The following is a 19,456-nucleotide window of genomic DNA, read 5'->3' as shown; positions in this document are numbered from 1 at the left end:
ACGGTCGCCTTCTTGAAAAGGCGACCGGCAGCGCGGGTCGGTTCGCGAAAAAGCATACGACGATAAACCAGACCTTGTCAGCCAAGGTCTGGGGGAAGCGCGGTGCATCAGCTTGCCAACAACCGCTCCAGCACCACTTCCAGCGGATGACGCAGTTGCTTGTCTGCCTGACGCTTGACCTGACTGCGGCAGGAGTACCCGGTCGCCAGCGCTTCGCCGGGCTTGTCCAGTTTGCTCGCCCAGGATTGTTCGAAGATGGTCTTCGAGGTGTCCTGATTGCGCGCTTCGTGGCCATAAGTGCCGGACATGCCGCAGCAGCCGGTGGCTTCAGTGACCAGTTTCAGACCGATGCGCCCAAACACTTTTTCCCATTGCGAGGTGCTGGCCGGGACGTTGGTTTTCTCGGTGCAGTGGGCCATCAGGCGGAAGGCGTCGGTCGAGGCCGCAGGTGTCGACTCAGGCAGCACGTCGATCAGCCACTCCTGGGGCAACAACACCTTGGGCGTGCCCTCCAGCCCCGGCACCTTCTGGTATTCCTGGCGATAGACCAGGGTCATTGCCGGGTCCAGCCCCACCAACGGCACGCCACAATCGGCCAGCGCCTTGAGCTGACTGGCATTGCGAATGGCCGCTTTGGCAAACGCACCGAGGAAGCCTTGAACGTGCAGCGGCTTGCCGTTGGCGCTGTACGGCGCCAGGTACACGCGATAGCCCAATTGGTGCACCAGTTGGATGAGCGAGGCCAGCAGCGGCGTCTCGAAATAACGGGTAAAGGCATCCTGCACCAGCACCACGCTGCGCTGACGCTGCTCATCGCTCAGTTCGCGCAGTGCCGGAACGCTGGCCACGGCCACGTTGCAGCGGGTCAAGGTGCTTTGCAGGTTGTAGCGATGGATCAACGGGCTGTCGAGCATGCCGACGTGGCGCTCCAGCAAGCCGCTCACCCACTTCGAACCCATGACCGCGTTGTACAACCCTGGCACGGCGGCCATGTAGGGAATGGTGAATTCCAGCGAGCCGATCAGGTAATCCCGCAACGGGCGCTGGTAACGTCCGTGATACAGCTCCAGAAAGCGCGAACGGAATTCCGGCACGTTGACCTTGATCGGGCACTGCCCCGCGCAGGATTTACACGCCAGGCAACCGGCCATGGCGTCGTAGACCTCATGGGAGAAATCCGCCTGCCCCTGAGCGCGCTTGAAGTTATTGCTCAATCGCCCGGGCAAGCCCTTGACCCAGTTCACCTTGCCTTGGGCGACCTGCAAGACGTCGATGTTGGCCGCCCCTTGCAAGCGCAGCCATTCGCGAATCAGCGAGGCACGGCCTTTAGGTGAATGCTGACGTTCGCGGGTGGCTTTCCACGACGGGCACATGGCGTCGTTCGGGTCGTAGTTGTAGCAGGCGCCATTGCCGTTGCAGTGCACGGCGCTGCCGAAACTCTGCCACACGCGCTCATCGATCTGCCGATCCATGTCGCCGCGCATCGGCGCCTCGTTGACCTTGATCAGGCCCTCGGCAGCGTCCGGTGGGGTGCAGATCTTGCCGGGGTTGAGCTGGTTATGCGGGTCGAACGCGCCTTTGAGCGATTGCAGCGCCGGGTACAGTTCACCGAAGAACGCCGGCACGTATTCGGAACGCAGGCCCTTGCCGTGCTCCCCCCACAGCAGGCCCCCGTAGCGTTGCGTCAGCTCGGCCACGGCGTCGGAAATCGGTTTGACCAGCGCGGCCTGGGCCGGGTCTTTCATGTCCAGCGCCGGGCGTACGTGCAGCACACCCGCATCGACGTGACCAAACATGCCGTAGGCCAGGCCATGGCCATCGAGCAGCGCACGGAATTCGGCGATGTAATCGGCCAGTTTTTCCGGCGGCACGGCGGTGTCTTCCACGAACGGCTGCGGACGAATCTCGCCTTCAACGTTGCCCAGCAGGCCCACCGAACGCTTGCGCATGGTATAGACCTTGTTCACCGCCGCCGCGCCTTCGGCCAGCGTGTGGCCCAGTCGCTCGACACCTTTGTCACTCTGCAAATGCTCGATGAAGGCCATCACCCGCGCGTTGACGTCTTCGACCTCGTCACCGCTGAACTCCACCAGGTTGATGCCCAGCGTCGGACGCTCGGCATCCGCCGGAAAGTACTCGGCGACGCTGTGCCAGACGATGTCTTTCATCGCCAGCATCAGCACCTTGGAGTCGACGGTTTCGATGGACAGCGGCTTGTGCGCCATCAAGGCGTTGGCGTCGCGCAGGGCGTCCATGAAGCTCAGATAGCGCACGTTCACCAGCACCGAATACGTGGGAATCGGCAGCACGTTGAGCTTGGCTTCGACGATGTACCCCAGCGAACCTTCTGCGCCGCACAGTACGCTGTTGAGGTTGAAGCGCCCTTCATCGTCACGCAGGTGCGCCAGGTCATAGCCGGTCAGGCAGCGGTTGAGTTTTGGGAACACCGACTCGATCAGTTCGGCCTGGGTTTCCTGAATCTGCCGCGCGGTGCGATACACCTCGCCGATTCGGCCCGGCTGAGCACAGGCCACTTCCAGCGCCTCGTCCGAAATCGGCTGCGTGTGCAAACGTTCGCCACCCAACAGCACACTGTGCAGCTCCAGCACGTGGTCGCGGGTCTTGCCGTAAGTGCAACTGCCCTGCCCGCTGGCGTCGGTGTTGATCATGCCGCCGACGGTGGCGCGGTTGGACGTCGACAGCTCCGGGGCGAAAAACAGCCCGTGCGGCTTGAGCGCGGCGTTGAGCTGGTCTTTGACCACACCCGCCTGTACCCGCACCCAACGCTCCTCGACGTTGATTTCGAGGATGGTGTTCATGTGCCGCGACAGATCAACCACGATGCCGTCGGTCAGCGACTGGCCGTTGGTGCCCGTGCCGCCACCGCGCGGGGTCAGTTTGATCTGACGAAAACGCGGCTCGGCCATCAGCGTGGCGACGCGCGCGACGTCCTCGGCATCCTGCGGAAACACCGCTGCCTGGGGCAAGCGTTGATAGATGGAGTTGTCAGTCGCCAGCACCGTGCGGGTGGCGTAATCGGCGCTGATCTGGCCGCGGAAACCGCTGGCGCGCAACGCGTCGAGGAATTCGGGGTACTGGGCCGTCGGGGCGGCGGCAGGCAGTTGGGCGATCATCGTGGGATGGCCTCTTGTCGGTCTGATCACGGGAAACAGCAAAATACTTGTCGTCCGGGCATTAATCGGTCAGCCTCGGATCGTTATGGTGCCAATGATCCTGCAGGTTACAGCGCAGGACAAACGGATATTCCTGCCGCTATCGATGACTTTTGTGAATGAATTACCGCCACCTCACCCCGTCCATGTCCCTGTTGCTGGCTTTCGAAGCGGCGGCACGGCATGAAAGCTATACCCGTGCCGCCGTCGAACTGTCCCTGACCCAAAGCGCGGTCAGCCGCCAGGTGCAGGCGCTGGAGCAGCAATTGGGCCTGACCCTGTTCCGCCGCGAAGGGCGTCAGGTGCAGCTCACCGATGTCGGACGGTTGTATCAGCGGGAAATGAGCGAAGCGCTGGGGCGTATCCGCAGTGCGACGTTACAGGCCATGGCCTGGCAATCGGGAGGCGGCAGCCTGCGCCTGGCCACGTTGCCGACCTTCGGTTCGAAGTGGCTGCTGCCGCGCCTGCATGATTTCTACACCCAACATCCCGGCATGCTGGTACACATCAATTCGCGGATCGACGCCGTGGATTTCGAAACCAGCGGCATCGACGCCGCCATCGTGGTCGGCACCTCGGGTCTGCCGGGCCTGATCAGCCACCGACTGCACGCAGAGGAACTGGTGGTGGTGATTTCCCCGCAAGCTGCTGGAGGCCATCAGGAATGGACGCCGGAACACATTGGCGGGCAAATACTGCTCAACGTCGTCAACAACCCCAATGCCTGGGGCGACTGGTTCAGCCATCATCACCTGCCCCACCGCCTGATGCGACTGGGACCGAGTTTCGAGCTGACCTCACATTTGATTCAGGCGGTAAAGGCTGGAATCGGCATTGGCCTGGTGCCACGGATTCTAGTGGCCGACGAACTGGCCAGCGCCGAGCTGATCAGCCTCGACCTGCCCTTCGCCAGCCAGCGCAGTTATTACCTGAGCTACCCTACTCGCAATGAAATGCTGCCGTCTTTGCAGGCCTTCAGGGCGTGGCTGCTGGAACAGATCTGACGCGCTGCATCGCCTGCATTTATGCAGCAACGATGACGACGAGCTGATACAAAGGAGAGCTTTCCTCGAACCTGCAAGACGGGCGGGTGACCTCCTTCCAATAACGACTGACAAGGATTCGGATCAAGACATGTTCGCCTTCATTTTCTACTCGGTACTCATTGGCATTGGTGGCACCGCGTTGCTGGATCTCTGGGCTCAGTTGCTCAAGCGTGTGCTGGACCTGCCCACCCCGCCCTGGCACCTTGTCGGCCGTTGGTTTGCGGGGATGCGCAACGGGCAATACGTCCATCGCAACGGCATCGCGAACTCCCCGGAAGTGCCGAACGAGCTGAGAATCGGCTGGTTCATGCACTACGCGATTGGCGTGCTGTTCGCTGCGGCCCTGTTGTTCATCTGGGGCGTGCAGTGGGCGCACTCGCCGACGTTCTTCCCGGCGCTGCTGGTGGGGCTGGTCACGGTGGGCGCGGGCTGGTTCATTCTGCAGCCAGGGATGGGCGTTGGGGTGGCGTGCAGCGGTGCGCCCAATCCGACCGTGGCGCGCTTACAGAATGTGGTGGGCCATGTGGTGTTTGCCATTGGCATGTATTGGGCGGCGTTGTTGGTGGGATAAATCCTGCACACACTTGCAGCAGCACAGCTTGCCGGGGGTGGCGCCGTTGAAATTGCCATCGCCGACACGCCGTGCTGCTACGGGGTGTGACTAAATCGTCGCTGCCAACCGCCCCACCTCGGCAATCACCGCATTGATCTGCTCGGCACTCGCCTTGGCGTCGGTGTAATACACCGTCACGATCAACGGCGGACGATGGGGTGGCCAGATCACGGCGATATCGTTGTTGGCGTTGTTGGCACCAGAGCCGGTCTTGTCCCCCAGGCGCCAGCTCCGCGGCATACCGGCCCGCAGCTTCAGATCCCCCGTGGTGTTGCTCACCAGCCAGGCAATGAGTTGGTCCCGCGAGGCGCCCGATAGCGTCTCACTGAAAATCAACGTGCGCAGCGTCTGCAACATTGCCAGGGGCGTGGTGGTGTCTTGAGGGTCGCCGGGGCGGTTTTCGTTGAGGTCAGGCTCGCGACGGTCGAGGCGTGTCACGGAATCCCCAATCGAACGCAACCAGTCAGTAAGGCCTTGGGGGCCACCGAAGCTGTCCAGCAACAGATTGGCCGCCGTGTTGTCGCTCAACGTCACCGCCGCTTCGCAGATCGAACCGACGCTCAGACCGCCTCCGCCCGTGTGCTTCTCGGTGGCCGGCGAATACGGCACCAGTTGCTCCTTGCCGTAGACGATCAACCGCGACAGGTCTTCCTGCTTGCGATCAACCCGCGCCAGTACATGGGCAACGGCCAGCGCTTTGAACGTGCTGCACATCGCGAAACGCTCGTCGCCGCGATGGGTGATCAGGCGCTCGCTGCCGGTGTCGAGCAAGGCGACGCCCAGGCGCCCGCCATGGCGTTGCTCCAGTTCGCTCAGCCGCTGTTCGAGGAAGGCATCGGAAACGGGGCTGGCATCAGAGGCCAGCGCGTTGAAACTGTACAGCGCAGGGATCGACAGAAGCGATGCGCCGATGAGGGTTCTGCGGGTAATCAACATGCACTTCCTTGTTTAAACCATGGACAGGACCATTGAAGCAGCCGCCGACCAGCGCAACTGCTGCACCTGATGGTGATTAACTCGTCATGAAGGATAAGAATCGCCGCTCATCGTCGGGGCGAGCGTCATGTCATTTCAACCATAACGCCCAGCTTGCTGACTTGTAAGTCAAGCCAGCAAGTCTTCGTAAAATGCGCCGTAGGGTTTGCTCGGATGAGCAATCTGGATTTCCAGAATCCACAGGCCGGGATTGGGTACGGCATCGAAATCGCCGAGATTGCCGCCGCGGTAAATGGCGTGAGGGAAGTCGCAGACGCGGTGACCCTTGATGTCCAGATTGAGCTTCCAGCCCATGGCCTGGGCCTGCTCTTCCGCGAAACGGTACAGCTCGACGCCTTCGACTTCGCCGGTTTTCCAGCGTTGCTCGACCACCTCGAACAGGGTTTTCGCGGCGGCTGCACAGGCCTGCATTTCCGGGTCGTTGCCGGTGGTGAAGGTCGCCCCGGCGTCGCCTTCATGGCCTAGCCAGACGGCGCCCATGTCGATGAAATAGATGTCGTTTTCACCCAGCACCGGATCGCCTTCGGAACGCTGTTTGAAGGTTTTCAGGGTGTTGGCGCCGAAACGGATGAGCATCGGGTGCCAGATGCGCTGGGTGTCGAGTTCGGCCAACGCCTGTTTGCCCACGGCCACCGCCTCGGACTCCAGCATGCCGGGCTTGATGCGTTGAGACACCCACTCGATCGCTTTCCAGGTCATGGCTTGCGCATGACGCATGGCCTCGATGTCGTAGATTGCCCCAACCGCTTCCTTCGCCACTGCGTTCATGTCGTTCCCCGATATTGCGTTGCTGATATCGCTATGACATTTACTACATAGCGTAGGCAGGGGCAATCACCGATGACGACTGAACGCAGAAACCGAACGCACCCAACTGATCAACCGCACCGTCGCCGGGTTGTCCCGTTCCTCGTGCTCGGCGGCCAGCTCTCCGGCCAGTGAGGCGAGGGATTGCGGCAACAACCACGACACTTCCTGCTCGGTCACGTGCATCAGGTTTGGATCGTCTTCTTTCTCGAACGCGGGCCACTCATTCATCTTCATCACCCTTTCATAACGTCTGCTCAGACATGAAGTTTCACAGATCCAGCACCAGCGGCCCTGAAGCCGGGACTGCACAGCAGATCAGTACCTGGTCGGCCGCCGGCATCTCGGCGGGCGGCACGGGGTAATGCACCTGGCCTTTGATCAGCCGGGTCTTGCAGGTGCCGCACGAACCGCTGCGGCAACTGAATTCGGGTTCCAGGCCGCGACTCTCGGCCAGTTCCAGCAACGTGCCGCCATTGGGTTGCCAACGGGCCTCCTTGGCGGACTTTTCGAACACCACGGGCACCGATTCGGTGGCCGCAGGCGGTTGCTGCACCGCAACGGTTTGCTGGTCGGTGCTGCGTTTGAGGGTCGAGGGGCCGAAGGTCTCGGCATGAATCCGTTCGTCACGGATGTGCATGCCCCTCAACTCGTCATACAGCCCTTGTGTGAAGCTTGCCGGTCCGCAGACGTAAAAATCGAAGTCGTTGAACGGCAACAGCGTTTTGAGCAGATTCAGATCAATGCGACCTGCAAGGTGAAAATCCTGACCTGCGCGGGCCTCGCTCTCGGGCTGGCTCAGCAGGCGGACGACCGACAGTTCATCGCCGGTATTGGCAATGAGTGTGTCCAATTCTTCGCGAAAAGCCAGATCGGCCAGACGACGTGCACTTTGAATGAACCAGATGGGCCGGGAACGGCGCTTGCGTTTGTTCTGATACACCACTTCGCGCAGCATCGACAGCATCGGCGTCACACCGATGCCCGCCCCCAGCAGCACCAAGGGCCGCGGCTCCAGCGGCTCGACGAAGAAAGCCCCTTGCGGCGCACGGGCTTCGATCCGGTCGCCGACTTTCAGCACGTCGTGCAAATGCCCGGAGACCAGGCCATCGCGTTTGACGCTGATGCGGAAGAACTCATCGGAGGGCGCGCTGGACAGGCTGTAGGTGCGAATCACCGGTTTGCTCTGCCCCTCTAGTTGCACGCGCAACGGCAGATGTTGCCCCGCCTTGAACGCGGGCATACCCGCGCCATCAGCAGCTTCGAAATAGAACGAACGGATGCCCTGACTTTCATCCTCGATACGCACCACATTCAAAGGCCGCCACTGGTCGCGCAAGGCCTCGGCTTGCAGTCGGGCCGCAGCCTGCTCCCAGTCGCCGGTCATCAGGCTGTTGGGCGAAAAGCCCTCGAAGCCCCAGCGCGAACGCAAGGCTGCCGGGCGTCTCAGGACTTTCTGGACCTTGACCTGCCACAGCCGTTCGGCGCCCTGAAACGCTGCAATCTCCGGCCCATCGAGAATCACCGTGACATGCCCGGCCACATGCAACATTTCACCGGTGGCGAAATCGATGAACACAAGACCCGCCCTCGGATTGACCATGAAGTTGCCAATCGTGTTGAAAAACAGGTTGCCCGCGAAATCCGGCACGGTCAGTACGTCGCCTTCGATCCTGACAAACCCGGCACGCCCGCCGCGATGGGAAACATCCACCGAGCGATGGGGCTGATCGCCTTCCAGATCGACGTAACTGGCCACGAAAAACGTGTCGGCGTTGCGAATGGTCGCCACGGCGGCGTCGTCCAGGGCATCCATGGCCTGAACCGGTGGACGTTCGACGACGGACAGCGGGTCGACGTCCTGCAAAGGCCGCAACTGAATGTACTGCGGGCAGTTGCCGTACGAATACTCGACCGCCAGCGAGAAGCCCTGTTCATCCAGCGACTGAATATGCCCATTGAGCCGGTTACGGCGGCGGGTGTGCAGATCGATGCCCAACAACCCCAGCGCCTCGCCGGGCTTGAAGGCGGCGCTCACCGGGTCATCGGCCTGGGGCAGCCAGTGAATGTCGAGCTGGCGAGCGTCGGGGGTCGTGATGAAGCCCTCGTAGGCATCCATCATGCTCGCCCAAGGCCAACCCTCTTCGTCGACAGCACCGACGATCAGATACGGAATCTGCTCGTAGAATTCGCGATGCTGATCCGGCATGTAATCCCGCACGAACTTGCGCCCGATGACGTCCATTCGTTCGGCGACACCCGCGTGATTCTGCACGCGCAACTCACCGGCATGCCACGGGGCGGGTCTTTCAGAAGGGCTATCATTCATGGCGCAAACTCCCAAGCAGTGGGCGTGAGGACGTTGCTTCTGGCCGAAGGCCGTAGGAGTTGGCTTGCCTGCTCCTACGGCCTTCGGCCAGATTCAAGAGCAGATCGAGTCAAACCACCAACCCGGCCCGGGTCCGTGGCATTGGCACGAAGCCTTTCAAACCTTCGACGCGCGCCAGCCAGGCCCGCACATTCGGGTAGGCCTCCAGCGACACGTTGCCTTCCGGCGCATGAGCGATGTAGCTATAGCCCGCGACGTCCGCGATGGTGGCGTGGTCTGCCGCCAGAAACTCGCGACCTTCCAGGTGTTGCTCGATCACTTGCAACACCGCGTGCGCACGGTCGATGGTGTCTTTGGGATCGAAACCGGCACCGAACACCGTGATCAGGCGAGCGCGGGCCGGGCCGTTGTTGATCTGGCCTGCGGCCACTGCCAGCCAGCGTTGCACCTGCGCTGCGCCGTTGGCGTCGGTCGGCAGCCATTTGCCGGTGGTGTCGTACTTGGTCGCGAGGTACACCAGAATCGCCGTCGAGTCGGCCACCACGGTACCGTTGTCGTCGATCACCGGCACCTGTCCGAAGACGTTGATGGCACGGTATTCCGGGGTTTTGTTCGCCCCTTTGGCCAGATCGACGAACTCGATCTGCGGCTCGATGCCCAGCAGGGACAGCATCAGCTGTGCGCGATGGGAGTGGCCGGACAGCGGGAAGTGATAGAGCTTGATGGCGTTCATGGGTGGTGCTCCTGAGGCTGAGTGAGTAAAGGTCAGCGGGAGCGGTCTGTCGTTGGACTCATTCACCGCGCTGATGGGATGAATAGTGAGCCTCGACGCGAACCAACAGAATCACCAGAAAAAACAATCCAGTATTTCAGGGCATGAAATAGTCAACCTTGTCGAGACACCGCCAGGCCGGATCAGACGCCCGGCGCAGGGTGCTTGCACGACGCGTGGCGGCGGCCGTCACTCCAGGACTTCAACCGCCATTCCGACCTCAACCTCACCCGGCCCATCGCTGACCATGTTTTGCCCGAACCAGACTTCGCCCTCCCATTCGCGGTAGGTCTTGAGGGTGCTCAGCGGCTCACGATCATCGCTGCGCACGCCGGTGGCGGGGTCGATGGTGGTGAGGATGCAACGGGAACAGCCTTTGAGCAGGCGGAACTCCAGATGGCCGATGCGGATGCGCTTCCAGCCATCCTCGGCGAAGGCATCTGCGCCCTCCACCACCAGATTGGGGCGAAAGCGCAGCATTTCCTGAGGTCGGCCAATTCTTGCCGACAAGTCATCCAGCGATGCCTGGCCAATCAACAGCAGGGGAAATCCGTCGGCGAATCCGACCTTGTCGTCGACCGTGCCGTAACCCGAGGGCAGCCAGCGGGCACGCGCCTGGGGAATGTGCACCATGCGCGTCGGCTTGCCGATGAAATCGCTGACCCAACGCGCCGCCTCATCGCCCGCATCCGGCACGCGCAATGTATCGCGCCAGACGGTCACGCCACGCAGGTTGTCTTCGATGTTCTCAGGCAGTGGAACATCCAGCGAAGCGACGCCAGGCGCCGAGAGGGTTACACCGCCCTGCTCGTTCCACAGCACGGACAATTGGGACATGTGCGGCAGCGCCCGCTGAGTGAAAAAACGACCATTGCTCTCGTCCACCAGCATCCAGCGTCGGTCGCCGCTGAGCCCCAGCTCGTCGAAACGGGCCCGTTGCAGTGGTTCGGCCTTACAGGATTTGAGGGGATAGCGGTACAGCGCGCTGAGTTGCAGCATGGACGCGTCCTTGAAGTGACAGAGCGGAAAGCCGCCACTTTATACGAGGCATCACGGCAGCGAACGATACAGATACAAAAAAGCCCCTCCATACAGCGAGGGGCTTGAATCGTCAGACGATCAGTTGTCGAGCAGCAGGCGCTCGCGCACCACGTCCACCAGTTTGTCCGGCTGGAATTTGGAGAGGAAGTTGTCGCAGCCGACCTTCTTGACCATCGATTCGTTGAAGCTGCCCGACAGCGAGGTGTGCAGCACCACATAGAGCCCACGCAAGCGGGGGTCGTGGCGAATTTCGGTGGTCAGGCGGTAGCCGTCCATTTCCGGCATTTCCGCGTCAGTGAAGACCATCAGCAATTTGTCGGTCATGACCTCGCCACTGTCTGCCCAGGCCTTGAGCATGTTCAAGGCCTTGAGACCGTCGCTGGCCACGTGCATTTTGACGCCCAACTGACCCAGGGTGTCGCGCAACTGCGACAAGGCGACGTTAGAGTCGTCCACCAGCAGCACCTCACGACCACGGGCGCGGCTCAGCACCGGATCTTCCAGCTTGTCGCGAGAGACCTTGGCGCTGTATGGCACGATTTCGGCGAGGACTTTTTCGACGTCGATGATTTCCACCAGTTGATCATCGACCTTGCTGATCGCGGTCAGGTAGTGTTGACGCCCCGCGCTGCCCGGTGGCGGCAGAATCGCTTCCCAGTTCATGTTGACGATGCGGTCGACGCCACCGACCAGAAACGCCTGCACGGAGCGGTTGTATTCGGTGACGATGATGGTGCTCGACGGCCCCGGCACCAGCGGGCGCATGCCGATGGCCTGCGACAGATCGATGACCGGCAGCGTCTGGCCCCGCAGGTTGACGACACCGCAGACGTACGGATGGCGCTGCGGCATGAGGGTCAGTTTGGGCAGTTGCAGGACTTCCTGCACTTTGAACACGTTGATTGCGAACAATTGCCGACCGGCCAGGCGAAACATGAGAATTTCGAGGCGGTTCTCACCCACCAGCTGTGTACGTTGGTCTACTGTGTCGAGAATGCCAGCCATCGGTTGCTCCTGGAGCAGGGTTTCAAGTAAGTCCGCACCCGTGTTATCGGCAGCGCCCGGGCAGACCTTAATCAGGATAAAAATGCTACATGAAGCAATTGATATCACAATAACATCATGATTAACTGATTGGCATCGGCAAGACTCGAACAATCGTTCAATAGTGGCATTCGGCCTTTTACTCACCCCAGGCTCAGCACGCCCCCTAGGGGTATCCCTTAATATCAATCAGGGCGAACCTGATATTCGCGGTTTCTAATAGCGATTATTGTGACGCCATTCTCATTGAGTGAATGGAGTCAGGTACGTGGTCGCGTTCGCGGAATTCCCCGATCCCCTCGTCAAAGCAGTGAACACGGATGTCGGGTTCCGGGATTTATCGTGGCGCGTCGTACACGGCAGCGTCCTGTCGGCAGCAGGCAAATCACAACATTCAGAAATGCCCTACATACTTTCTATTGCCTTCAACCTTAACTTTGGGCCACTCGCCCCGCGCGACCCTGGATCGCGTTCCATGAAGAGTGGAGATTTCGCATGCTGAATGGCAATGAATGGCATGAGTTGCACGGTGATTTCCTCAGTGACACTCAGCGCTTGATAACCCGGGCAGATGAATGCCTGAGCCACCTGGAACTGATCAGTGACGACAAGGACGCCATCGAGTGTTTGCTCGGCACCCTGCAACAGATTGCGGGCAAGGCCGATGCCGCACGTGTCCAGCCCGTCGCCGGATTCGCCCGGCAATTACGCTACCTGCTCTACTTCGCCAGCGCGGCCGGTCGCCTGCAACCCAAGGCCCTGTTCTCCCTGCATCAGTGCCTGTCGCTGTTGTCGTGGCAGATCGAGCTGGTCGATCCCGTAACGGGTCAATTGCCACTGGACGACAGCGAGCAGCATGAACTGCTCGAACAGTTCGGTTGCTGCTGCGGAATCGGTCAGGTGGAGAGCAGCCATACCGCACCTGTGGAATGGACCGTGCCGCTGGCCGTTGCTCACCCTCTTCCCGACCCCGGGCTCAGCGAACACGTTGACCACTCGGGTTCGCTCTGATCGCCCCGTCACCCTGCCCTGCCAGCGTCGTCTGTCAGGGCAATGCGTCTGAAAACGACACACCATTGCGCTCCTGACACGAACATGATCAAACGCGACATGCCCGCGAGTTTCAATTGCTCGCGCGCGGGCACGTGGCAGGCTCGACGGGTCCACAACCCGTCAAAGAAAGTGTGCGGCTTTATTAGCACTGCCGTGCCAGAAGTCATTCCTGACGACCCGGACAACTATTAATCCGACGCTTATTTACAGTTAACGCTTAATAAACCCGGCGTTTAAGGTAATATCGTCGCCCGCGATTGAACGTAGAAAAGTCTCTAACGCTTTATCGCTGTTGGACGTCGACCCTGTTTTTTGTACACGTAAAAGGTGAGCGAGCTTACACCTCGCTAGCCCCTTGAGTGACCTGACAATGATTGCTCAGGTATTCGCCACAATTATCCGATGGCTTCATCCGCTATGCATGGCAGCAACAAGACCTTCAAGTTACGGACTATGGGCTCGAACAAGGCGTTTCGGTGGGTGGCGATATTATGTCTGGTGACCACAGCCTGTAATACCGCGGCCTGGTTCTTCGACGACGGCATGCCTTCGAGCCTCGCCTTGCTCAATGTGCTGGCGTTTCTTTCTATCGGCTACTGCATGAGCCGCCCCAATCAGACCATCGAGTTTCAGCCTCAGGAACTGGCCAGGCACATGTTGCAGGTCCAGGAAACCGAGCGTCATCGCCTGAGCCGTGAACTGCATGACGACATCGGCCAGATGCTGACCGCTGCCAAACTCCAGAGCGACTGGCTGCAGCGCCGCGCCCCGGAAGACCTGCATCCCCATTGCGCGATGCTCAACAGTATCCTCGATGAAACACTGGCCAAAGTGCGGGACGTGTCGGCCATCCTAAATCCTCGTCAACTGACCAGTCTGGGCCTGGAAGCCAGTTTGCGTGCGCACCTGGTGCAAGCGCTGACCGACACCCCCGTACTCTGGAGCTTCGAATGCCACCAGCGACTGGCGGGCATTCCCGAAGAAATGGCAGTGGCCGCCTTCCGCATTACCCAGGAAGCCGTGACCAACATGATCCGCCATGCTCGCGCGAAGAATCTGCGGGTACGCATCCAGCGTCGTCCGGACGGTCTGGCCCTGAGCATTTCCGACGACGGCGCAGGGTTTGTGCCGGCCGCCAACCCCGGCCAGCAAGGCCAACGCGGCATGGCCGGCATGGCCGAGCGCGCGACGCTGCTCGGCGGCCATCTGACCGTCGACAGCCAGCCCGGCCACGGCACCCATATTCATGCCCTGTTCCCTTGGGCGCCCCGTGCCCGGGAACGCGCCGAGACAAGTACGCACTCATGATCTGCACTCTTCTTCTGGTCGATGACCACGCCCTGATCCGCGCGGGCGTTCGCGCGCTGGTTTCCGACATCGCCGGTTACCAGGTCATTGGCGAAGCCGCCGATGGCGAACATTTGCTGGAAATGACTCTGGAATTGAAGCCGGACATTATCCTGCTCGACATTTCCATGCGCGACAGCAACGGGCTCGATGCACTCGAACGGCTGCACCGTGCCTTGCCGGACAGCAAGGTATTGATCCTGTCAATGCACACCGACCCGCAGATGATCATGCGCGCGCTTGAAGGGGGTGCGCACGGTTACCTGCTCAAGGACGCCACGGCCACCGAGATCGAACAGGCCCTCGATGCTTTGCGCAACGATGAGCGTTATCTGAGCCCGGCGATCGCCCATACGGTGATCAATCAGGCGTTGGTCAGCACGCAATCGAGCAAGGCCGAGGCGGTGGAGAATCACAACCTGACGGCCCGCCAACTGGAAATCCTGCGTTTGATCGTGCGTGGCAAATCCACGCGGGAGATCGCCAACGGCCTGAGCCTGAGCGTCAAGACCGTGGAGACTCATCGTTCGCAAATCATGAAACGTTTGCAGATCTACGATGTGGCGGGTCTGGTGCTGTTCTGCGTTCGTGAACAGATCATCAGTCTGGACGATTGATCGCGCAAACGTTTGTCATGGGCAAGACCCCCTAAAACCTGCCCAAGCCAGGAGCAAAGCGGTTTCCCCATTTGCCGAGACGAATGGGCCGCTGTAAAACCGGAAAAGTGAGTCACCCAAGTCGCGGTCAGCGGTGTCCAGGCTGTTGCGTAAGAAGATCAACAGCAACGGCTGCCGAGCCTTCACCCGATCCGATTTGCCTGCCCCAGCAACGGAGAATGCGCAGGCAGATGAATGCGCAACGCACCCGGCCGGGCCTTGAAACGCAATTGCTCACCCCGCAACGGCTCACCGTCGAGGTTGATGTCCAGCCCATGCGCCGACTTCAATTCGACCCACGGCAGACGTGCCCTTACGAACAGGTTATCGAGACCCAGTCCACCTTCAAGAAAACTCTTGAGCGCGCCCACCACTTCCTGCGGCGCAGGCAAAATGCTGATATCGAGCAGGCCATCGTCCGCCAACGCATCGGGACAGAGCGGATGACCACCGCCCGCCTGACGACCATTACCAATACCCAACGCCAACAAATCACCTTGCCAGTGAAAATCAGGTCCGCTCAGCTCACCGTACGCGGCCTTCAGTTCGCTGAAGCGCGACAGCCCCGTGAATAGATACGCCGCCCCGCCCAGCACTTTTTTCAGGTCTTCCGAGGTATTGGCCGTCACCTGGCTGCCAAAACCGCCTGTGGCCATATTGAGAAACAGATGACCGTCCACCTCGCCCATGTCGACGCTGCGCGCCGGTATGTCCAGCAAATCCAGCGCCCGTTCGACTTCCAGCGGCACACCCGCCGAACGGGCGAAATCGTTGGCGGTGCCCAACGGCAGAATGGTCAGGCTGGCGTCGGTGTCAGCCAGTGCCAACGCTTCGGCGATGTCCCGCAGCGTGCCGTCGCCACCACCGGCAATGATTTCCCGATGGCCCGCGGCGAGCGCTTCGCCCACCCAACGCTGCGCATCTCCGGCTTCCCACGTCAGGCGCACGTCCAGTTCCCACCCGTGCTTGCGTTTACGGTGCACAGCCTGGCGGACGTCATCGTTGAGCGCCTGCTTGCCATGAAGAATCAATATCGCCCTGCGCTCTGTCATAGTCCTTCCCTCTGTCGGTGCGATGCATTGCGAGAGATGTTGACCTCGCGCCATTCAGAAATAGCCCTGCGTCGATATTTTTTTTGCCATCCGATGAAACGCTCAAACGCCCGTGGCTCCGGGCCAAACCATGAGGCTCATCCTGAAAGAATGCTGTCTCAAGGCCACTTTTTGGGTCTGTCTCGCATTCGGCGCCATGACACCCACTGTTTCATGGGCTTTACTCTGCTCAGGCACCCGTTTGAGGGAGTTTCCGATCTGCATTCAGCATTAGTCCTACACCGTTTGGGAATAAATAGGATTTTTTCTCATCGATGGGATTGAAATGGGGGTCGAGAGGGTGCTTAATCGACAAATAATTGGCTTATTTTGAAATACCCGGAAAAAAAGTCATTATATTGACTTTTGATGATGGAATACCGGGCAGATACGCCAGTCATGGATTCATGGATCGAAGAGGTGAGGACGTTTTATGCGACTGCAACCGGTCGACAGCCTTCTGCTCACGCGCACCAGTCTGATCGAGTATTTCCTGTTCGCCGTCAGGTTGGTCCACGGAGTGACGTCCGTTCTGCCCGGCCTTCTGATTCTTGCCTACTGGGAAGTCGACATCCCCAAAGCGCCCGAGAGCTACCTGATGATTCAGGTGTTTTTCGCAGTGATTTGCGTGCTGATGTTCCAGGCATTAGGTGTCTATTCGGAAGCCATCTTCAGCAACAAATCCCGGTTCAAAATGATTTTCTTCGTCTGGTCGTCAGCGTTCTGCGTGCTGCTGTTCATGCACCAGGCCATGGACCTGTTCAAATACATCACCCAAGAACAGCTGATGGTCTGGTTCGTCGCCAGCCTGGTGATGTTTTGCGCCGAGCGCGTGTTGTTGCTGTTGATCTACAAGCGTCTGATGGCCAGAGGGTTCTTCCTGCAAAGTGCGGTGATTCTTGGCGCGACGGAAAACGGCCAACGGCTGGCCGAGTACATGCTGCAGAATCAGGACATCCGTTCAGGGGTGCTGGGGTTCATCGACGACCGGATCGGGCGACTGCCAAAAACCATGGCCAACTTGCCGCTGTTGGGCAACACCAAGGACCTGGAGGCCCTGATCCGCGAGGAAAAGGTCACGCAAGTGCTGGTTGCCCTGCCCTGGTCGGCAGAAAACCGCATGGATTACATCATTCGCGAATTGCGGCGGCTGCCGGTGAACGTACTGCTGGTGCCTGACATGGTTGCCTTCCGCCATGCCCACAACCGCATCACCGAAGTCGCCAGCCTGCCGATGTTCAATGCGTCGGACGTGCCTTTGCGTGGCTGGTCGCCGCTGTTCAAGCGCCTTGAAGACATGGTGCTGTCGAGCATCGCGATTGTGCTGCTGTCGCCGTTCATGCTGGCCATCGCTCTCGCCATCAAGCTCGACTCGCCGGGGCCGGTGCTGTTCTGGCAGAAACGTTATGGTTATAACAACCGGCTGATTACCGTGTGCAAGTTCCGCTCGATGCACACCCACCAAGCCGACGCCAACGCCGAGCAACAAACCGTCAAAGGGGACGCCAGGGTCACCCGTGTCGGGCGCTTCATCCGCAAGACCAGCCTGGATGAGCTACCGCAACTGTTCAATGTGTTCGCGGGCAGCATGTCCATGGTGGGGCCGCGCCCACATGCCACGGCCACCAAGGCTGCGGGCATTTTGTTCGAACAAGCTGTCAAGGAGTACACCTCGCGTCATCGAGTCAAGCCGGGGATCACCGGGCTGGCTCAGATCAACGGTTTTCGTGGTGAGACAGACACTGTGGAGAAGATCGAAAAGCGTGTCGAATTCGATCTTGAATACATCGAAAACTGGTCCGTCTGGTTCGATCTGTACATTCTTCTGCGCACTGTTCCTGCAGTGCTCTTCTCTCGCGAGGCTTACTGATGGGCACCCTTATTCCCTGCATCATTGCCGGCGGTGCCGGCACCCGGTTGTGGCCCGTTTCACGGGAAGCCATGCCCAAGCCATTCATGCGCTTACCGGATGGCGAAAGCCTGTTGCAAAAGACCTTCAACCGCACCGCAGGTCTTGAAGGTGTTGAAAGCCTGTTGACGGTGACCAACCGGGAAGTCTATTTCCGGACTGTCGACGACTATCGGCTGTTGAACAAACACAAGATCCATCTGGACTTCATCCTCGAACCCTTCGGTCGCAACACCGCGCCCGCTATCGCAGCTGCCGCGCTGCATGTGCAGGCCCTGCACGGTGACGACGCGCAATTGCTGATCCTGCCCGCCGACCATCTGATCAGCGACCTGGACGCTTTCGCCCGCGCCGTGAAAGATGCACGCCGACTGGCCGATGACGGCTGGCTGGTGACCTTCGGCCTGATCCCGACCCGGGCGGAAACCGGCTTTGGCTACATAGAGAAAGGTCAGGCCCTGAGCGACAAGGGCTATCAGGTTGCACGTTTCGTGGAAAAACCCGATGCCGCCACCGCCACCGAATACCTCAACGGCGGTCTGCACTTGTGGAACGCCGGGATGTTCTGCATGCGCATCGACACCGTGCTGCACGAACTGGAACTGCATGCACCGGATGTACTGGCCGCCGTGCGCCACTGCCTGTCGCAATGCAAAAGCAAGGAAGGCAGCAACGAGTTGCAGATGGAACTGGACGCCACGACCTTCGCCCTGGCGCCGGACATTTCCATCGATTACGCGCTGATGGAACGCTCGCAAAAAGTCGCCGTGGTGCCGTGCGAGCTGGGCTGGAGCGACATCGGCTCCTGGCAGGCAATTCGCGAACTGGCCCCCGCAGACGCCAACGGCAATCAGTGCAACGGGCAAGTGGTCCTGCACGATGTCACTAACTGCTACATCGATTCGAAGAAGCGGCTGGTGGGGGGCGTGGGTCTGGACAACCTGATCATCATCGACACCCCCGATGCCCTGCTGATTGCCGACGCCGAACGCACGCAAGAGGTCAAGGTGATTGCTCAGGAACTCAAGCGCCAGGGCCATCCCGCCTACCTGCTGCACAACACGGTGACGCGCCCGTGGGGCACGTACACAGTGCTGGAGGAAGGCAAGCGCTTCAAGATCAAGCGCATCGTGGTCAAGCCGCAGGCGTCGTTGTCGTTGCAGATGCACCACCATCGCAGTGAACACTGGATCGTGGTCAGTGGCATGGCCCGTGTCACCAATGGCGACCGGGAATTCATGCTCGACACCAACGAATCGACCTTCATCAAGCCCGGTCACACCCACCGCCTGGTCAATCCGGGGGTGATCGATCTGGTGATGATCGAGGTACAAAGCGGCGAATACCTGGGCGAGGACGACATTGTGCGCTTCACTGATGTCTACGGTCGCGTCCCGGACGCCCCCAAGGTCTGATCGACACTCAACGGCGACAGCCGCCACACGAATGGTGGTGGCTGCCAACGATTCACTCGCAGCGAGGAACGCGCGCTCTCCCTCACCACACCGCGACATTCAGTGACATTGGACTTGGCAGTATCGCCGACATGATTGTTTTACCCGCAAGGGAGCCGTATTCA

At 60.2% G+C, this 19,456-nt stretch carries 16 protein-coding genes; 7 read left to right on the top strand and 9 right to left on the bottom strand.

All coding sequences use genetic code 11. The features are described from left to right. Positions 1-107: 107 nt before the first annotated feature. The gene (gene ydiJ, locus ACI5GA_RS25855) at positions 108-3,134 is read right to left on the bottom strand and encodes a D-2-hydroxyglutarate dehydrogenase YdiJ (RefSeq protein WP_421424818.1); all 3,027 of its coding nucleotides are present in this window, start codon (positions 3,132-3,134) and stop codon (positions 108-110) included. Positions 3,135-3,292: 158 nt separating this feature from the next. Here ydiJ and ACI5GA_RS25850 point away from each other — a divergent pair, with 158 nt between their 5' ends. Both ACI5GA_RS25850 and ACI5GA_RS25845 read left to right on the top strand, forming a co-directional pair. Beyond that, a complete protein-coding gene (locus ACI5GA_RS25850; RefSeq protein WP_421424817.1) occupies positions 3,293-4,177 on the top strand; it encodes a LysR substrate-binding domain-containing protein in 885 nt (294 codons plus the stop codon). A 130-nt stretch (positions 4,178-4,307) separates the two neighbouring features. Beyond that, positions 4,308-4,790: a DUF2938 domain-containing protein gene (locus ACI5GA_RS25845; protein ID WP_404633430.1), complete on the top strand. Its 483-nt coding sequence runs from the start codon at positions 4,308-4,310 to the stop codon at positions 4,788-4,790. A gap of 90 nt (positions 4,791-4,880) precedes the next feature. Here ACI5GA_RS25845 and bla read toward each other — a convergent pair whose 3' ends face one another. The 7 genes from bla to ACI5GA_RS25810 all read right to left on the bottom strand — a co-directional run bounded on the left by bla (position 4,881) and on the right by ACI5GA_RS25810 (position 11,782). Then, complete coding sequence (gene bla, locus ACI5GA_RS25840; RefSeq protein ID WP_421424816.1) at positions 4,881-5,768, bottom strand: class A beta-lactamase; 888 nt, start codon at positions 5,766-5,768, stop codon at positions 4,881-4,883. 168 nt (positions 5,769-5,936) lie between these two features. Further along, positions 5,937-6,596: a M24 family metallopeptidase gene (locus tag ACI5GA_RS25835; RefSeq protein ID WP_421424815.1), complete on the bottom strand. Its 660-nt coding sequence runs from the start codon at positions 6,594-6,596 to the stop codon at positions 5,937-5,939. A gap of 66 nt (positions 6,597-6,662) precedes the next feature. Next, positions 6,663-6,866, bottom strand: coding sequence for a hypothetical protein (locus tag ACI5GA_RS25830; RefSeq protein ID WP_421424814.1), 204 nt, complete (start codon positions 6,864-6,866; stop codon positions 6,663-6,665). A gap of 40 nt (positions 6,867-6,906) precedes the next feature. After that, positions 6,907-8,964, bottom strand: coding sequence for a pyridoxamine 5'-phosphate oxidase family protein (locus ACI5GA_RS25825; protein WP_421424813.1), 2,058 nt, complete (start codon positions 8,962-8,964; stop codon positions 6,907-6,909). A gap of 109 nt (positions 8,965-9,073) precedes the next feature. Further along, a complete protein-coding gene (locus tag ACI5GA_RS25820; protein WP_421424812.1) occupies positions 9,074-9,697 on the bottom strand; it encodes a glutathione S-transferase family protein in 624 nt (207 codons plus the stop codon). Between the two features lie 228 nt (positions 9,698-9,925). Then, entirely contained in the window at positions 9,926-10,735 is an 810-nt protein-coding gene (locus tag ACI5GA_RS25815; protein ID WP_421424810.1) for an MOSC domain-containing protein, read from the bottom strand. 120 nt (positions 10,736-10,855) lie between these two features. Next, positions 10,856-11,782 (bottom strand): chemotaxis protein CheV, encoded by a 927-nt coding sequence (locus ACI5GA_RS25810; protein ID WP_404633416.1) that lies wholly within the window; start codon positions 11,780-11,782, stop codon positions 10,856-10,858. Positions 11,783-12,316: 534 nt separating this feature from the next. Between ACI5GA_RS25810 and ACI5GA_RS25805 the strand changes: the two genes are divergently transcribed. From ACI5GA_RS25805 to ACI5GA_RS25795, 3 genes are all read left to right on the top strand, one after another. After that, positions 12,317-12,832: a hypothetical protein gene (locus ACI5GA_RS25805; RefSeq protein WP_421424808.1), complete on the top strand. Its 516-nt coding sequence runs from the start codon at positions 12,317-12,319 to the stop codon at positions 12,830-12,832. 459 nt (positions 12,833-13,291) lie between these two features. Further along, positions 13,292-14,182, top strand: coding sequence for a sensor histidine kinase (locus ACI5GA_RS25800; protein WP_404633584.1), 891 nt, complete (start codon positions 13,292-13,294; stop codon positions 14,180-14,182). Further along, on the top strand, positions 14,179-14,838 hold the full coding sequence (locus tag ACI5GA_RS25795) for a response regulator (RefSeq protein ID WP_421424807.1): 660 nt from the start codon (positions 14,179-14,181) through the stop codon (positions 14,836-14,838). Before ACI5GA_RS25800 ends, ACI5GA_RS25795 begins: the two co-directional genes overlap by 4 nt. A 182-nt stretch (positions 14,839-15,020) precedes the next feature. Here the strand turns inward: ACI5GA_RS25795 and yegS are convergent, their stop codons facing one another. Then, positions 15,021-15,929, bottom strand: a complete 909-nt coding sequence (gene yegS, locus ACI5GA_RS25790; RefSeq protein ID WP_404633410.1) for a lipid kinase YegS — start codon at positions 15,927-15,929, stop codon at positions 15,021-15,023. Positions 15,930-16,401: 472 nt separating this feature from the next. Between yegS and ACI5GA_RS25785 the strand changes: the two genes are divergently transcribed. Continuing rightward, complete coding sequence (locus tag ACI5GA_RS25785; RefSeq protein ID WP_404633408.1) at positions 16,402-17,838, top strand: undecaprenyl-phosphate glucose phosphotransferase; 1,437 nt, start codon at positions 16,402-16,404, stop codon at positions 17,836-17,838. Beyond that, a complete protein-coding gene (locus tag ACI5GA_RS25780) occupies positions 17,838-19,292 on the top strand; it encodes a mannose-1-phosphate guanylyltransferase/mannose-6-phosphate isomerase (RefSeq protein ID WP_404633406.1) in 1,455 nt (484 codons plus the stop codon). Before ACI5GA_RS25785 ends, ACI5GA_RS25780 begins: the two co-directional genes overlap by 1 nt. Positions 19,293-19,456 lie beyond the last annotated feature (164 nt).

This window comes from Pseudomonas sp. Pseu.R1 (assembly GCF_045764065.1).
Lineage (GTDB): Bacteria > Pseudomonadota > Gammaproteobacteria > Pseudomonadales > Pseudomonadaceae > Aquipseudomonas.
Note: the sequence above shows the minus strand (reverse complement) of the source record. Positions and strands in the feature narration are given on the sequence as shown.

Bases quoted from the DNA above. Each gene is read 5' to 3' on its own strand.
- ydiJ (WP_421424818.1), bottom strand. From the start codon at position 3,134: ATGATCGCCCAACTGCCTGCCGCCGCCCCGACGGCCCAGTACCCCGAA.
- ACI5GA_RS25850 (WP_421424817.1), top strand. From the start codon at position 3,293: ATGAATTACCGCCACCTCACCCCGTCCATGTCCCTGTTGCTGGCTTTC.
- ACI5GA_RS25845 (WP_404633430.1), top strand. From the start codon at position 4,308: ATGTTCGCCTTCATTTTCTACTCGGTACTCATTGGCATTGGTGGCACC.
- bla (WP_421424816.1), bottom strand. From the start codon at position 5,768: ATGTTGATTACCCGCAGAACCCTCATCGGCGCATCGCTTCTGTCGATC.
- ACI5GA_RS25835 (WP_421424815.1), bottom strand. From the start codon at position 6,596: ATGAACGCAGTGGCGAAGGAAGCGGTTGGGGCAATCTACGACATCGAG.
- ACI5GA_RS25830 (WP_421424814.1), bottom strand. From the start codon at position 6,866: ATGAATGAGTGGCCCGCGTTCGAGAAAGAAGACGATCCAAACCTGATG.
- ACI5GA_RS25825 (WP_421424813.1), bottom strand. From the start codon at position 8,964: ATGAATGATAGCCCTTCTGAAAGACCCGCCCCGTGGCATGCCGGTGAG.
- ACI5GA_RS25820 (WP_421424812.1), bottom strand. From the start codon at position 9,697: ATGAACGCCATCAAGCTCTATCACTTCCCGCTGTCCGGCCACTCCCAT.
- ACI5GA_RS25815 (WP_421424810.1), bottom strand. From the start codon at position 10,735: ATGCTGCAACTCAGCGCGCTGTACCGCTATCCCCTCAAATCCTGTAAG.
- ACI5GA_RS25810 (WP_404633416.1), bottom strand. From the start codon at position 11,782: ATGGCTGGCATTCTCGACACAGTAGACCAACGTACACAGCTGGTGGGT.
- ACI5GA_RS25805 (WP_421424808.1), top strand. From the start codon at position 12,317: ATGCTGAATGGCAATGAATGGCATGAGTTGCACGGTGATTTCCTCAGT.
- ACI5GA_RS25800 (WP_404633584.1), top strand. From the start codon at position 13,292: ATGCATGGCAGCAACAAGACCTTCAAGTTACGGACTATGGGCTCGAAC.
- ACI5GA_RS25795 (WP_421424807.1), top strand. From the start codon at position 14,179: ATGATCTGCACTCTTCTTCTGGTCGATGACCACGCCCTGATCCGCGCG.
- yegS (WP_404633410.1), bottom strand. From the start codon at position 15,929: ATGACAGAGCGCAGGGCGATATTGATTCTTCATGGCAAGCAGGCGCTC.
- ACI5GA_RS25785 (WP_404633408.1), top strand. From the start codon at position 16,402: ATGCGACTGCAACCGGTCGACAGCCTTCTGCTCACGCGCACCAGTCTG.
- ACI5GA_RS25780 (WP_404633406.1), top strand. From the start codon at position 17,838: ATGGGCACCCTTATTCCCTGCATCATTGCCGGCGGTGCCGGCACCCGG.